This is a genomic window from Mesorhizobium temperatum, from assembly GCF_002284575.1.
In the GTDB taxonomy this organism is placed as follows: Bacteria; Pseudomonadota; Alphaproteobacteria; order Rhizobiales; family Rhizobiaceae; genus Mesorhizobium; species Mesorhizobium temperatum.
The window spans coordinates 41,648-56,745 of record NZ_NPKJ01000062.1 but is presented as its reverse complement, the minus strand read 5'-3'; the positions used below and the strand labels follow the sequence as shown (position 1 = coordinate 56,745).

General features: G+C 62.5%; 14 protein-coding genes. 12 read left to right on the top strand and 2 right to left on the bottom strand.

The window, feature by feature from the left end; all coding sequences use genetic code 11:
* Positions 1-5: 5 nt before the first annotated feature.
* The 7 genes from CIT26_RS23940 (at position 6) to CIT26_RS23915 (ending at position 5,569) form a co-directional block, all read left to right on the top strand.
* Positions 6-1,379 (top strand): pyruvate dehydrogenase complex dihydrolipoamide acetyltransferase, encoded by a 1,374-nt coding sequence (locus CIT26_RS23940; RefSeq protein ID WP_095494869.1) that lies wholly within the window; start codon positions 6-8, stop codon positions 1,377-1,379.
* Positions 1,380-1,393: 14 nt separating this feature from the next.
* On the top strand, positions 1,394-1,528 hold the full coding sequence (locus tag CIT26_RS38340) for a hypothetical protein (protein WP_280951126.1): 135 nt from the start codon (positions 1,394-1,396) through the stop codon (positions 1,526-1,528).
* The gene (locus CIT26_RS23935; RefSeq protein ID WP_095494868.1) at positions 1,525-2,163 is read left to right on the top strand and encodes an SGNH/GDSL hydrolase family protein; all 639 of its coding nucleotides are present in this window, start codon (positions 1,525-1,527) and stop codon (positions 2,161-2,163) included. Before CIT26_RS38340 ends, CIT26_RS23935 begins: the two co-directional genes overlap by 4 nt.
* 18 nt (positions 2,164-2,181) lie before the next feature.
* A complete protein-coding gene (gene lpdA, locus CIT26_RS23930; RefSeq protein ID WP_095494867.1) occupies positions 2,182-3,645 on the top strand; it encodes a dihydrolipoyl dehydrogenase in 1,464 nt (487 codons plus the stop codon).
* 96 nt (positions 3,646-3,741) lie between these two features.
* A complete protein-coding gene (locus CIT26_RS23925; RefSeq protein ID WP_095494866.1) occupies positions 3,742-3,999 on the top strand; it encodes a GlsB/YeaQ/YmgE family stress response membrane protein in 258 nt (85 codons plus the stop codon).
* Positions 4,000-4,132: 133 nt separating this feature from the next.
* Positions 4,133-5,098 carry a lipoyl synthase gene (gene lipA / locus CIT26_RS23920; protein WP_095494865.1) on the top strand — a complete coding sequence of 322 codons (966 nt, stop codon included), beginning with the start codon at positions 4,133-4,135 and terminating at the stop codon, positions 5,096-5,098.
* Between the two features lie 12 nt (positions 5,099-5,110).
* Entirely contained in the window at positions 5,111-5,569 is a 459-nt protein-coding gene (locus tag CIT26_RS23915; RefSeq protein ID WP_095494864.1) for a type II toxin-antitoxin system RatA family toxin, read from the top strand.
* On the opposite strand, the gene CIT26_RS23910 is transcribed toward CIT26_RS23915, so the two are convergent.
* The gene (locus CIT26_RS23910) at positions 5,545-6,054 is read right to left on the bottom strand and encodes a CinA family protein (protein ID WP_095494863.1); all 510 of its coding nucleotides are present in this window, start codon (positions 6,052-6,054) and stop codon (positions 5,545-5,547) included. The two genes, CIT26_RS23915 and CIT26_RS23910, sit on opposite strands and share 25 nt — an antisense overlap.
* Positions 6,051-7,280: a bifunctional 2-C-methyl-D-erythritol 4-phosphate cytidylyltransferase/2-C-methyl-D-erythritol 2,4-cyclodiphosphate synthase gene (locus tag CIT26_RS23905; RefSeq protein WP_095494921.1), complete on the bottom strand. Its 1,230-nt coding sequence runs from the start codon at positions 7,278-7,280 to the stop codon at positions 6,051-6,053. Before CIT26_RS23905 ends, CIT26_RS23910 begins: the two co-directional genes overlap by 4 nt.
* 237 nt (positions 7,281-7,517) lie before the next feature.
* On the opposite strand from CIT26_RS23905, the gene dusB reads away from it, so the two are divergent.
* From dusB to ntrX, 5 genes are all read left to right on the top strand, one after another.
* Complete coding sequence (gene dusB / locus CIT26_RS23900) at positions 7,518-8,546, top strand: tRNA dihydrouridine synthase DusB (RefSeq protein WP_095494862.1); 1,029 nt, start codon at positions 7,518-7,520, stop codon at positions 8,544-8,546.
* Complete coding sequence (locus CIT26_RS23895; RefSeq protein WP_095494861.1) at positions 8,543-9,685, top strand: two-component system sensor histidine kinase NtrB; 1,143 nt, start codon at positions 8,543-8,545, stop codon at positions 9,683-9,685. Before dusB ends, CIT26_RS23895 begins: the two co-directional genes overlap by 4 nt.
* Positions 9,682-11,142: a nitrogen regulation protein NR(I) gene (gene ntrC, locus CIT26_RS23890; RefSeq protein ID WP_023799224.1), complete on the top strand. Its 1,461-nt coding sequence runs from the start codon at positions 9,682-9,684 to the stop codon at positions 11,140-11,142. The genes CIT26_RS23895 and ntrC overlap by 4 nt, the downstream gene beginning before the upstream one ends.
* Positions 11,143-11,362: 220 nt before the next feature.
* The gene (locus tag CIT26_RS23885) at positions 11,363-13,648 is read left to right on the top strand and encodes a sensor histidine kinase NtrY-like (protein WP_167391525.1); all 2,286 of its coding nucleotides are present in this window, start codon (positions 11,363-11,365) and stop codon (positions 13,646-13,648) included.
* On the top strand, positions 13,638-14,999 hold the full coding sequence (ntrX, locus tag CIT26_RS23880; RefSeq protein WP_095494860.1) for a nitrogen assimilation response regulator NtrX: 1,362 nt from the start codon (positions 13,638-13,640) through the stop codon (positions 14,997-14,999). The genes CIT26_RS23885 and ntrX overlap by 11 nt, the downstream gene beginning before the upstream one ends.
* Positions 15,000-15,098: the final 99 nt, after the last annotated feature.

Here is a 15,098-nt window from a genome sequence, read left to right as displayed (position 1 = left end):
AAAACATGCCGATCAACATCACCATGCCGGCCCTGTCGCCCACGATGGAAGAGGGCAATCTTTCGAAGTGGCTGGTCAAGGAGGGCGACAAGGTTTCGCCGGGCGACGTGATCGCCGAGATCGAGACCGATAAGGCGACGATGGAAGTCGAAGCCGTTGATGAGGGCACGGTGGCCAAGCTGGTCGTTCCGGCCGGCACCGAAGGCGTCAAGGTCAACGCGCTGATCGCCGTGCTCGCAGCCGAAGGCGAGGATGCGGCGGCTGCCGCGAAGAGCGGTGACGGCGCGGCGCCGGCAAAGGCCGAGGCTCCGAAAGCGGATGCCCCCAAAGCTGACACACCAAAGCCCGAAGCGCCGAAGCCGGAACCTGCCGCCGCACCTGCGCCCAGGGCGGAAGCGGCTCCGGTCGCCGACGGCCATGCAAGCGAGCGCACCTTCGCCTCGCCGCTTGCCCGTCGCATCGCCCGGGAAGCCGGTGTCGATGTCTCCGCGGTGACCGGCTCCGGCCCGCATGGCCGCGTGGTCAAGGCCGATGTCGATGCAGCGATTTCCGGTGGCGGCGCCAAGGCGGCACCAGCCGCGAAAGCCGCACCTGCCGGCGCTCCGGCGCCGGCTGTCGCGCCAAAGCCAATGTCGGACGACCAGGTGCTAAAACTGTTTGCCGAAGGCTCCTACGAGCTTGCCCCGCATGACAACATGCGCAAGACCATTGCGCGCCGGCTGGTCGAGGCCACGACCACCATCCCGCATTTCTACCTGACGCTCGACTGCGAGCTCGACACGCTTCTGGCACTGCGCACGCAGATCAACGCGGCCGCCCCGGTGAAGAAGACCGATAAGGGGGAGGCGCCGGCCTACAAGCTGTCAGTCAACGACATGGTCATCAAAGCGATGGCAATGGCGCTGATGGCGGTGCCGGACGCCAATGCCTCATGGACCGAGAGCGCCATGGTCAAGCACAAACATGCCGATGTCGGCGTTGCCGTATCGATCCCCGGCGGCCTGATCACGCCGATCATTCGGCGCGCCGACGAAAAGACGCTGTCGGTCATCTCCAACGAGATGAAGGATCTTGCCAGCCGTGCCCGCAGCCGCAAGCTGAAACCGGAGGAATACCAGGGCGGCACCACGGCGGTTTCCAATCTCGGCATGTTCGGCATCAAGGACTTTGCCGCCGTCATCAATCCGCCGCATGCGACGATCCTGGCGGTCGGCGCCGGCGAGGAGCGCGCGGTGGTCAAGAACGGTGAGATCAAGATCGCGACAATCATGTCGGTGACGCTGTCGACCGATCACCGCGCCGTCGACGGCGCGCTCGGCGCCGAACTGCTCGGCGCCTTCAAGCGCATGATCGAAAATCCGATGGGCATGCTGGTCTAGAAAGGAAGAAGGCGGTGCGGAAATTCTTCGCCAGCCTTTTTCCCTTCAGCCTTCCAGGCATCGTGACGATCATCGTGCAATGGCTGTTCGTGGGCTGGCGGGTAAAGCGCGCACAAGCAGGCTTTGGCAGGAGCGGGGCAAGCGCATGAAAACAGTCCTTTGCTACGGCGATTCGCTGACCTGGGGCTATGATGCGGCAAGTTTGGATCGCCACCCGCTCAAGGACCGCTGGCCCAGTGTGCTGCAGGCGACGTTGGGAGGCGGTATCGAGGTCATCGCCGAAGGCTTGAACGGCCGCACAACAGCATTCGACGACCATCTAGCCGGCGCCGACCGTAACGGCGCAAGAATGCTGCCGACGATCCTGATGACGCATGCGCCGATCGACCTGATCATCATCATGCTCGGCGCCAACGACATGAAGCCGTGGATCCACGGCAATCCGGTCGCCGCCAAGCAGGGCGTCCAGCGCCTGATCGATATCGTGCGCGGGCACGATTACCCATTCGATTGGCCGGCGCCGCAGATCCTGATCGTCGCGCCGCCCGCGGTCAGTCGCACGGAAAACGCCGAGTTCAAGGAAATGTTCGCCGGCGGCGATGAAGCGTCGAAGCGGCTGGCACCGCAATATTCCGCCCTTGCCGACGAGGCCGGCTGCGGCTTCTTCGATGCGGGCTCGGTGGCCGAGACCACGCCGCTCGACGGTGTCCATCTCGACGCGGAGAACACGCGGAAAATCGGGCAGGCATTGGCGCCAATCGTGCGCGTCGTGCTGGAACTCTAGAGAATCAGGGAGAAATCCGTGGCTGAGAACTACGACGTCATCATCATCGGCTCCGGCCCCGGCGGCTACGTCACGGCGGTGCGTTCCGCCCAGCTCGGCTTCAAGACGGCAATCGTCGAGCGCGAGCATCTCGGGGGCATCTGCCTCAACTGGGGCTGCATCCCGACCAAGGCGCTGCTGCGCTCGGCCGAGATCATGCACTATTCCGATCATCTGAAGGACTACGGCTTGAAGATCGACGGCAAGGTCAGCGTCGATACCGCTGCCGTGGTCGACCGCTCGCGAAAGGTCTCGTTGCGGCTGAACGGCGGCGTTGCCTTCCTGATGAAGAAGAACAAGGTCGATGTGATCTGGGGCGAAGCCAAGCTGGCCAAGCCCGCTTCCAGCGATAAACCAGGCGAGATCGTCGTGTCGAAATCGTCGAAGAAGCCGATGGAGCCGCAGCCGCCGGCGCCCAAGGGCGTCAAGGGTGAGGGCACCTACACCGCCAAGCACATCATCCTGGCGACCGGCGCCAGGCCGCGTGCGCTGCCCGGGATCGAGCCCGACGGCAAGCTGATCTGGACCTATTTTGAAGCGATGGTGCCGAAGGAGATGCCGAAATCGCTGCTGGTGATGGGTTCGGGCGCAATCGGCATCGAATTCGCCTCATTCTACCGCACCATGGGCTCGGAGGTGACAGTGGTCGAGTTGTTGCCGGCGGTGATACCGGTCGAGGACGCAGAGGTCTCGAAATTCGCGCAGAAGCAGTTCGAGAAGCAAGGCATGAAGATCATCCTCGAGGCCAAGGTCACCAAGGTCGAGAAGGGTACGAATTCGGTAACCGCGCATGTCGAGATGAAGGACGGCAAGGTCGAGAAGATCACCGCCGACCGGATGATCTCGGCCATCGGCGTGCAGGGCAATATCGAAAATCTCGGCCTCGAAGCGCTCGGTGTGAAGACCGAACGCGGCTGCGTCGTCGTCGACGGCTACGGCAACACCAATGTCCCCGGCATCTATGCCATCGGCGATGTCGCCGGCCCGCCCATGCTCGCCCACAAGGCCGAACATGAAGGCGTGGTCTGCGTGGAAAAGATCGCAAATTTCCCCGGCGTGCACGCCACTGACAAGCTGAAGATTCCGGGCTGCACCTATTGCAACCCGCAGGTCGCCTCCGTCGGGTTGACCGAGGCGAAAGCGAAGGCCGAGGGCAAGGACATCCGCGTCGGCCGCTTTCAGTTCGCCGCCAACGGCAAAGCCATCGCGCTCGGCGAGGACCAGGGTTTCGTCAAGACCATCTTCGACAAGAAGACCGGGCAGTTGCTCGGCGCGCATATGGTCGGCGCCGAAGTGACCGAGCTGATCCAAGGCTTTGTCGTGGCGATGAACCTGGAGACCACCGAGGAAGAGCTGATGCATACGATCTTCCCGCATCCGACGCTGTCGGAGATGATGAAGGAAAGCGTCCTCGACGCCTATGGCCGCGCGCTGAACGCGTGATAAATTGACCGCGTGAGACTCGACACGTGAAAGCCAAGGAACTCAACGGCAAGGTAATTCGTTTCCGGATGCATTCATCACACAAGGAGAGGGCATATGGATGTGAATGGCGTGGGCTGGATTACAGCCATCATCATCGGCGGTTTAGCGGGGTGGCTTGCCGAGATGTTCATGAAAAGCAACATGGGCATCTTGATGAACATCGTTCTTGGCATCGTCGGCGCGATCGTGCTGAATGCCATCCTGCAGGCGCTCAACATTGGCGCTTTCGGCGCCGGCTGGATCGCTTATCTGATCACCGGTTTCATTGGCGCCTGCCTGTTGATCTGGGCAGGGCGCATGGTGCGCCGTTAGTTGCTGAACTCTTGCCAAGCGAAAACGGCTGTGGCGGCATGCGCCGCCGCGGCCTTTTTCTTTGCAGCGAAACGTCCTAGATGACTTGTGAAAGCGAACGCCGGAAGGCGATCGCGAATGAACTGGATTTCTGATGGTCACCGTCCTCGACACGATCGCCAATGCGCCGCGCCTGCGGCACCCTGAAAAGGCGCACAAGCCTGACCAGGATGTGCTGCGCAAGCCCGACTGGATCCGCGTCAAGGCGCCGATGTCGAAAGGCTATGCCGAGACGCGCGAGATCGTGAAGTCGCACAGGCTGGTGACGGTGTGCGAAGAGGCCGGTTGCCCCAATATCGGCGAGTGCTGGGAGAAGAAGCACGCCACCTTCATGATCATGGGTGAGATCTGCACGCGCGCCTGTGCCTTCTGCAACGTTGCCACCGGCATTCCGACCGCGCTTGATCCCGATGAACCGGCGCGCATCGCCCACGCCGTCAAGCAAATGGGTCTGACCCATGTCGTCATCACCTCAGTCGACCGCGACGATCTCGCCGATGGCGGAGCTCAGCACTTTGCCGAGGTCATCCGCGCCATCAGGGCGGCAACGCCTTCGACGACGATCGAAATCCTGACGCCCGACTTCCTGCGCAAGGAAGGCGCGCTGGAGATCGTGGTGGCGGCGAAGCCGGACGTATTCAACCACAATCTGGAGACCGTGCCGTCGAACTATCTGACGGTCCGGCCAGGGGCCCGCTATTTCCATTCGATCAGGCTGCTGCAGCGGGTCAAGGAGCTCGATCCGTCGATCTTCACCAAATCCGGCATCATGGTTGGCCTGGGCGAGGAGCGAAACGAAATCCTGCAGCTGATGGACGATCTGCGTTCGGCCAATGTCGACTTCATGACCATCGGCCAGTATCTTCAGCCATCGAAAAAGCACCATCCGGTGATCCGCTTCGTCACGCCGGAGGAATTCAAGTCCTTCGAGACGATCGGCAAGACCAAGGGCTTCCTGCTGGTGGCGTCAAGCCCGCTGACGCGCTCGTCGCACCATGCCGGCGACGATTTCGCCAGGCTGCGCGCGGCGCGAGAAGCGTTTCTCAGGAAATCCGCCTAACAAACTGGTTTCATGCCACAATTCGAAGCCCATCGCCGCGTCACGCATACGCCTGAACAGATGTTCGCTCTGGTCGCCGATGTCGAATCCTATCCGCAATTCCTGCCGCTTTGCGAGGCACTGACGGTTCGCTCGCGCAAGGAACGCAACGGACGCACCCTGCTCATCGCCGACATGAGCATTGGCTACAAGGCGATCCGCGAGACTTTCACCACGCAGGTGCTTTTGAAGCCTGACGAGAACGCCATCGACGTCAAATACATCGACGGCCCGTTCAAATATCTGAGCAATGTCTGGCGCTTCGAGCCGGCCGATGGCGGCTGCAATGTCCGCTTCTTCATCGACTACGAGTTCAAGAGCCGTATTCTGGGCGCGGTGATGGGAACGATGTTCGATCGCGCCTTCCGCATGTTCTCTGAGGCGTTCGAGAAGCGCGCCGACGTCATCTATGGGCCAGCGCCGGCAGCCTGATCCGCAGCGAGTGCGCGCAAGCCCAGTTCAAGCGCATGCCTGACCGTCTCCCGGCGGATGAAATCGCGGCCCCTATTGGAGAACAACTGGCATTCGCTGACAACCGGCCGGCCAGACAAGGCGACACCGAACCAGACCAGGCCGACGGGCTTTTCCGTCGAGCCGCCGCCTGGACCGGCAATGCCGGTGACGGCAAGGGTGAGTCCGGCTCGCGAACGGGTCAGGGCGCCCTGCGCCATCTCGATCGCCGTTTCCCGCGACACCGCGCCGTGCGCGTCAAGCGTGGCGGCGGAAACGCCGAGCATCTCCGTCTTGGCATCGTTGGAATAGGCGATGAAACCCCGGTCGACCACAGTGGAAGAGCCGGCGATGTCGGTCAGAGCGGCGACGATCATGCCGCCGGTGCAGCTCTCGGCCGTCGCCAGCATGATGCCGCGTTGCTGGCAGGCTTGAAGCAGGGCATCTGCGAGATCGCTGTTGCTCATTCGGGGACGTCCCCTGGAAACACGACGCTGGCGGTCGCGATGGCCGCTATGCCTTCCTCGCGGCCGACAAAGCCGAGTTTTTCGTTGGTTGTCGCCTTGATCGAGATACGGTCCCGGGAAATTGCCAGCATTGCCGAAAGGGTTTCGGTCATTGCTTCGCGATGCGGGCCGACCCGTGGCGCTTCGCAGATCAGCGTGATGTCGGCATTGGCAATGCGCCCACCGCGCGCGCGCACCAGCTTCGCCGCATATTCGACGAAGATCCGCGAGGCTACGCCCTTCCACTGCGGATCCGACGGCGGGAAATGCGTGCCGATGTCGCCCGCGCCGCAGGTGGCGAGCAGTGCGTCGGTCAAGGCGTGCAGACCGACATCGGCGTCCGAATGGCCGGACAGTTTCTTGCCGTGCGGAATGGAGACGCCGCACAAGGTTACATGATCGCCGGGCTCGAAGGCGTGGACGTCATAGCCATTACCGGTGCGGATGTCCGGAAAACGCGGCCGTCCGCCGGAAAGCCGCTGATCCGCCATCGAAATATCCCTTGCCCAGGTCAGCTTGACATTGTCCGGCGAGCCCGGAACGATTTTCACCGGAATATGCGCCCATTCGGCAATCGCGGCATCGTCGGTGAAGTCCGTCTTGCCGAGATGATGGGCCTTTTCATGGGCGGCCAGGATCGGCCAGAACGGAAAGCCTTGCGGCGTCTGGGCGGCATGAAGCCCATTCCTGGAAACCGTCTCGCCGATCATACCGGCGGCCGACTCACGCTTCAGCGTGTCGGCGACGGGTAGGGCAGGCAGCGCTCCCTGGCGCTCGCCGATGGCGGCGATCGTACGGTCTATCAATTCCGCGTCGACGAACGGGCGAACGGCATCATGAACCAGAACCTGGCTCGGTGCATAGCCTCTCAGCGCAAGCAGCCCGAGCCGGACGGAGTCCTGCCTGGACGCGCCACCGGTCACCGTGATGACCCGATCGGCGTTGGCTCCGGCGGCGCTGCGAAAAAGCGCGCTGTCGTCGGCGTGGATGGCGACGACGACAGGACCGATTCTTGGATGCGCCAAAAACATATCCAATGTGCGCGCGATGACGGCACGGCCACCGATCGTTTGGTATTGCTTCGGTCCGTCGGCCAGACCGGCGCGCGCGCCGCGGCCGGCGGCGACGATAACAACGGCAACCTTGTCGTCCGCAGCCAAAGCTCGCATTTCGCTTGCATCTGTCATGCCGAGACGCTTAGCGCATGATCCTGAAAAGTGGAATCGCTTTTCGGAAGAGATCATGCGCAGATGCAAAGTGCCAAAGCGTCTTTTCCCAAGGTCGCACGCCGCTTAGGGCGCGGGTATGGGCCGCAGGCCAGCATTTTTCCCAAATGCGCCTTAATGTGACGTCATTGCGCGTTGCACATCGCTGTCATTCTGGCTAGAGAATGTGCAGCAATAAAAAATGCTTGGTTTTTGTGCATGCCTGACCTGACCAAATTGGCTTCGCCGCTGGACGTGGGTAGCGTGAGAATCCGCAATCGCGCTTTTCTCGCGCCCATGTCGGGCATAACAGATGAGCCGTTCCGGCAGCGTGCCTATGCGCATGGCGCCGGATTGGTCGTGTCGGAGATGGTGGCGAGCGGCGAGCTTGCCAGGGGCAGAGCCGGTTGCGGCCTTCGCATCCGCCATTCCGGGCTGCCTGTGCACATGGTCCAGCTTGCCGGCCGTGAGGCGGCGCATATGGCAGAGGGCGCCCGAATCGCCGCGGGCGAGGGCGCCGACATCATCGACATCAACATGGGCTGCCCGGCCAAGAAGGTGACGGGCGGCTATGCCGGTTCGGCGCTGATGCGCGATCTCGATCACGCTTTGTCGCTGATCGAGGCGGTGGTCGGCACCGTCGAGGTGCCGGTCACGGTTAAGATGCGGCTCGGCTGGGACGAAAGCGCGCTCAACGCGCCGCTGCTGGCGCGCCGCGCCGAGCAGGCGGGCGTCAAGATGGTGACGGTGCATGGCCGCACGCGTTGCCAGTTCTACCAGGGCAAGGCGGACTGGCGCGCCATCGCGCGCATAAAGCAGGCTGTGTCGATCCCGGTCGTCGCCAATGGCGATGTCGGCTCGCCGGCGGAGGCAGCAATGATCCTCGACCAGTCGGGCGCCGACGCGGTGATGATCGGCCGCGCGCATTATGGCGCGCCCTGGACGGCAGGCAGCATCGCGGCAGCCGCGGCAAAAGAGACAACGCCTGGTGCGCCCGAGAGTCCGCAAGCGCTGGCCGACTACATCGTTGTCCATTACGAGGACATGCTAACGCTCTACGGCATCGAAAGCGGCGTGCGCCAGGCGCGCAAGCATCTTGGCTGGTATCTCGACCGCCACGCCGCTGGCGTCGTTGATGAGCAGCGAAAGGCCATCCTTACCTGCTTCGAGCCCGTCCGCGTCGTTGCCGCGTTGCGCGAGGTGTTTTCAAGCGCTGCCGAGGCGATGAACCTGCGGAGCGCAGCATGAATGCCACCGTTGCACAGAACATGGACATGGCGGACGCCGCACACATCGTGCTCAACACAATCCGCCGCCCGGTGATCATGGTCGATGCTGAAGGGTTCATCACCTTCGCCAATGCCGATGCCGAAGATTTCTTCCGCTCGAGCGCGACCATGCTCGCCCGCAACACATTACCCAAGCTCATTCCCTTCGGCAGTCCGTTGCTGACGCTTGTCGACCAGGTGCGCGAGCGCCGGGCACCCGTCAACGAATATCGGGTCGACGTATCGTCGCCGCGCCTCGGCATCGAGAAGGTCGTCGACCTCTATGTCGCGCCGGTGTCGGAATTCCCGGGCTCCGTCGTGGTGATGTTCCAGGAACGGTCGATGGCCGACAAGATCGATCGTCAGATGACACACCGCGGTGCGGCACGCTCGGTGACCGGCCTTGCCGCGATGCTCGCCCACGAGATCAAGAACCCGCTATCCGGCATCCGGGGTGCTGCCCAACTGCTCGAACTGTCGGCTTCCGACGAGGATCGCGCGCTGACCCGGCTGATCACCGACGAGACCGACCGCATCGTCTCGCTGGTCGATCGCATGGAGGTGTTTTCCGACGAGCGGCCCGTCGATCGTTATCCGGTCAACATCCATGTCGTTCTCGACCATGTGAAAGCGATTGCCAAGAACGGTTTTGCCAAGCGGATCAAGATATTGGAGGACTATGATCCATCATTGCCTCCGGTTTTCGCCAACCGCGACCAGCTCATCCAGGTGTTCCTCAACCTGGTCAAGAATGCGGCCGAGGCCATTGGCGGCGATCCGCAAGGCGAGATCACCCTGTCGACCGCGTTCCGGCCGGGCATCCGTGTTTCCGTTCCGGGATCGCAGGGCCGCGTGTCGCTGCCGCTGGAATTCTGCGTGCGCGACAACGGTTCTGGCGTCTCCGAAGATATCCTGCCGATCCTGTTTGATCCCTTCATCACCACCAAGCCTAACGGGTCGGGGCTTGGTCTGGCGCTGGTTGCGAAAATCGTCGGCGAGCATGGCGGCATCATCGAATGCGATTCGACGCCGCGCGCAACCACCTTCCGCATCCTGATGCCAGCCTGGAAAGAAACGCCGTTCGGCACAGACGACGATGGCGAAGGAGACCGCAAATGACGGTTCGCGGCAATATTCTCGTCGCCGACGACGATGCGGCCATCCGCACGGTCCTCAATCAGGCGCTTTCGCGCGTCGGCCATGAGGTGCGCGTGACGTCCAACGCCTCGACGCTGTGGCGCTGGGTGGCGGCGGGCGAGGGCGATCTCGTCATCACCGACGTGGTCATGCCGGACGAAAACGCTTTCGACATGCTGCCGCGCATCAAGAAGGCACGGCCGGAACTACCCGTCATCGTCATGAGCGCCCAGAACACGTTCATGACCGCGATTCGCGCCTCCGAGACCGGCGCCTACGAATATCTGCCGAAACCGTTCGACCTGACCGAGCTTCTCAACATCGTCAACCGGGCGCTTTCCGAGCCCCGACGGCCGAAGATCGATGCGCGGGCGGACGAGCCGCCGGAAACGATGCCGCTGGTCGGCCGCTCGGCCGCCATGCAGGATATCTACCGGATGCTGGCGCGCATGATGCAGACCGACCTGACGGTGATGATTTCAGGCGAATCGGGCACCGGCAAGGAACTGGTGGCGCGCGCGCTGCACGAATACGGCCGCCGCCGCGGCGGCCCGTTCGTCGCGATCAACATGGCGGCGATCCCACGCGACCTGATCGAATCGGAACTGTTCGGGCACGAGAAGGGCGCCTTCACCGGCGCGCAGAACCGCTCCACCGGCCGTTTCGAGCAGGCCGAAGGCGGTACGCTCTTCCTCGATGAGATCGGCGACATGCCGATGGAAGCGCAAACGCGCCTGCTGCGTGTCCTGCAGCAGGGCGAGTATACCACCGTCGGCGGCCGTACGCCGATCAAGACCGACGTGCGCATCGTCGCCGCCACCAACAAGGATCTGCGCACGCTGATCAATCAAGGGCTTTTCCGCGAGGATCTGTTCTATCGCCTGAACGTCGTGCCGCTAAGGCTGCCGGCGCTGCGCGAGCGGTCCGAGGACGTTCCGGATCTCGTCCGGCACTTCTTCAAGCTCGGCGCCAGCGAAGGCCTGCAGACCAAGCGCATTTCCACAGGCGGCATCGAGCTGATGAAGCGCTATCCGTGGCCAGGCAACGTGCGCGAGCTCGAAAATCTTGTCCGCAGGCTGGCCGCGCTCTATTCGCAGGATGAGATTTCCGCCGAAGTTATCGAGGCGGAACTGAAGACCGGCGAGAGGCCGGTCGTTCCCGGTGGCGGCAACCTCATACCCGACGATCTGTCCATCGGCCAGGCGGTGGAACATTTCCTGCAGCGCTATTTTGCTTCGTTCGCCGGCGATTTGCCGCCCGCCGGCCTCTATCAGCGTATTCTCTCCGAGGTCGAATATCCGCTGGTCCTGGCCTCGATGACGGCAACCCGCGGCAACCAGATCAAGGCTGCGGAACTCCTCGGGCTCAATCGCAACACGCTGCGCAAGAAAATTCGCGAACTCGGCGTCAACGTCTATAAATCGACCAGGCAAGCTTAAAGCGAGGTCCGTCCGTTCGGACGTACAAAGTTCGTTCTAGCACTTTGAGTTGTCGCATCGTGTTTCCGAAAAATCGATTCCCATTTTCGGGCCGACGCGAAAGAGCGAAGCCTTTCCGGGGGATCGATCGCCGAAACATTTCCGTCCAGGCCACACTTGTTGCATAATCGCCACAATGCGTTGCATACATCCGACGCAATCACTGGCTCTAGACGGCGACATGGCTTCACAGGCACCGACACCGAGCGAAACGCTTTTCAGCGAACCTGGCACACGGGACGGGCGCCGGCTGCTTGCGCTGCCGGGCGTGGTGGCAATTGCCGGTGCGCTGGTTACGGCAGCGATCTCCTTCGCCATTCTCGTCGGCGCCACGCCGATCACGCCGGACGAGAGGACGACGCTGGCGCTTATCGCCCTCAATGCGGCGTTCATCCTGTTCCTGATCGCGCTGGTCGGCCGCGAAGTGCATCGCATTTTGATGGCGCGCCGGCGCGGCAAGGCGGCGTCGCGGCTGCATGTGCGGATCGTCGCCATGTTCGCGCTGGTCGCCGCGATTCCCGCCATCATGGTGGCGATCATCGCCTCGATCACACTCGATATCGGCCTCGATCGCTGGTTCGAGATCCGCACCAAGACGATCGTCAATTCCTCGCTGTCGATCGCCGACGCCTATGTGCAGGAGAACGCACGCAATCTCCAGGGGACGACCCTGTCGATGGCTTACGATCTCGACGCCTCCCGCACGCTCTACGGCCTCGATCGAACCGGCTTCCTCGATCTCATGAACAAGGAAGCAGTCGGACGCTCTCTGGCCCATGCCGCACTGGTCAGGCCCGACGGTTCATTCGTCATGAGCGCCAAGACCGACGCCGATTTTGCCATGCCGGAGCCGCCGGAAGGCGCCATGAGCAGTGCCGCCGACGGCAGGCCGGTGCTGATCGAGCCGAAGACGCGCAACATCATGGGCGCCATCGTCAAGCTGCGCGAGATCGAAGGGCTCTATCTCTACACCATCCGGCTCGTCGATCCTGAGGTGATCAAGGCGCGGCAGATTGTAAGATCCAACACCGACGAATATCGCGGTCTGGAAGACAATCGCCGCACCTCGCAGGTCGCCTTCGCACTTCCCTATCTGTCGCTGACGCTGATCATCATTCTGTCTGCCATCTGGACCGGCATCGCCGTGGCAGACCGCCTGGTGCGGCCGATCCGCCAGCTCATCGGCGCGGCCGACGAGGTCGCGACCGGCAATCTCGACGTTGCCGTGCCGGTTCGGCCCTCCGACGGCGACGTCGCCTCGCTCGGCGACACCTTCAACAAGATGCTGCTGGAACTGAAATCGCAGCGTAACGAGATTCTGTCCGCCAAAGATTTGATCGACGAGCGGCGGCGCTTTTCGGAGGCCGTGCTTGCCGGTGTCACCGCCGGCGTCATCGGGGTCGATCCATATGGCATCGTCACCATCGTCAACCGCTCGGCCGAAACGATGCTGGCCATATCCGCCACCGCCGCACTCGGGCAAAACCTGTCCGCGGTGCTGCCGCATGTCGGCCGCGTCTTCGAGATCGGCCGCAAGTCGGGCAAGCCTGTCCACCGCGAGCAGGTGACCTTCTATCGCGCCGGTACGGAGCGCACCTTCAACGTGCAGATCACGGTCGAGGCCGGCGACGACGGTGCGGAGGAGAAATCCTATGTCGTGACGGTCGATGACATCACCGATCTGGTCCAGGCGCAGCGTTCCTCGGCCTGGGCGGATGTGGCGCGGCGCATCGCCCACGAGATCAAGAACCCGCTGACACCGATCCAGCTATCCGCCGAGCGCATCAAGCGCCGCTACGGCAAGGTCATCACCGAAGACCGCGAGGTTTTCGATCAATGCACCGACACGATCATCAGGCAGGTTGAGGACATCGGTCGCATGGTCGACGAGTTCTCGGCTTTCGCACGCATGCCCAAGCCCGAAATGAAGGCCCTCGATTTGCGCGAGTCGTTGCGCGAAGCCTCGTTCCTCGTCGAAGTGAGCCGCGCCGATATCACCTTCGAGCGCGTGTTCGGCAACGAACCGCTCAAAGGCACCTTCGACAGCCGCCTGATGGCGCAGGCTTTTGGCAATGTTATCAAGAACGCAGCCGAGGCGATTGACGGACTTGATCAAAAAGACCGCTCGCACGGCATAATCCGGATTCAAGCCGGGCGCCAGAATGGCTCGGTTCGCATCGATGTCATCGACAATGGCAAGGGTTTGCCGCGCGAGAATCGACAGCGACTGCTCGAGCCTTACATGACGACACGCGAGAAAGGCACGGGGCTCGGCCTCGCTATCGTCAAGAAGATAGTGGAGGACCATGGCGGTCGGCTCGAACTTCATGACGCGCCGGCGGATTTCCACGACGGGCGAGGCGCGATGATCAGCATCATCCTGCCGCTTGCCGACACTGTGCCGTCGCTCGGCGAAGGCAGGACGGAACACGAAAGACAAACTGAAAAGGTCGGTAATGGCGTCTGACATTCTCATCGTCGATGACGAGGAAGACATCCGCGAACTTGTCGCCGGTATCCTGAGCGACGAAGGTCACGAAACCCGCACGGCATTCGATGCCGACAGCGCCCTGGCGGCGATCGCCGACCGGGCGCCGAGGCTGATTTTCCTTGATATCTGGCTGCAAGGCTCACGTCTGGACGGACTGGCGTTGCTGGACGAGATCAAGACGATGCATCCGAGTCTGCCTGTGGTGATGATCTCGGGCCACGGCAACATCGAGACGGCGGTCTCGGCCATCCGCCGCGGCGCCTATGACTTCATTGAGAAACCGTTCAAGGCCGACAGGCTGATCCTCATCGCCGAACGTGCGATTGAAACGTCGAAACTGAGACGCGAGGTTTCGGATCTCAAGCTGCGCAGCGGCGAAACCTTCGACCTCATCGGCATGTCGTCGGCAATGAGCCAGTTGCGCCAGACCATCGAGCGCGTGGCGCCGACCAACAGCCGCGTCATGATCATCGGCCCGTCCGGGTCGGGCAAGGAACTCGCGGCACGCGCCATCCACACGCTGTCGGCGCGCAAGAGCGCGCCATTTGTCACGCTGAGCGCTGCCAACATCACGCCCGAACGCATGGAGGTCGAGCTGTTCGGCACCGAATCAAACGGTGTCGAACGCAAGGTCGGCGCGCTTGAGGAAGCTCATCGCGGCATTCTCTACATCGACGAAGTGGCCGACATGCCGCGTGAGACGCAAAACAAGATCCTGCGCGTGCTGGTCGAACAACAGTTCGAGCGGGTAGGGGGCACCAAACGGGTCAAGGTCGATGTCCGAATCATCTCGTCGACCGCGCAGAATCTGGAGGCAATGATTGCCGACGGCCGCTTCCGCGAGGATCTCTATCACCGTCTGGCGGTGGTTCCGGTCATGGTGCCGGGACTGGCCGAGCGGCGGGAGGACATCCCATATCTGGTCGACAATTTCATGAAGCAGATCGCCCGCCAGGCCGGCATCCGGCCGCGGCGCATCGGCGACGACGCCCTGGCGGTGCTGCAGGCGCACAACTGGCCAGGCAACGTCCGCCAGTTGCGCAACAATGTCGAGCGGCTGATGATCCTGGCGCGCGGCGACGATATCGATGCACCAATCACCGCCGATCTCTTGCCTGCAGAGATTGGCGATGTCATGCCGCGCACGCCAAACCAATCCGATCAGCACATCATGGCGCTGCCGCTGCGTGAAGCGCGCGAACAGTTCGAGAAGGACTATCTGATAGCCCAGATCAATCGTTTTGGCGGCAACATCTCGAAGACGGCGGAGTTCATCGGCATGGAGCGCTCGGCGCTTCACCGCAAGCTGAAGTCGCTGGGCGTCTGACAGCCAATCCAATCGTGGCTTACGCAATTATCGGTTACGGCGGCGGCGGAATCGCCTAAGAAAGCGCTACAGCGCCGCGCGTCTTTTGGGACGCGCAAA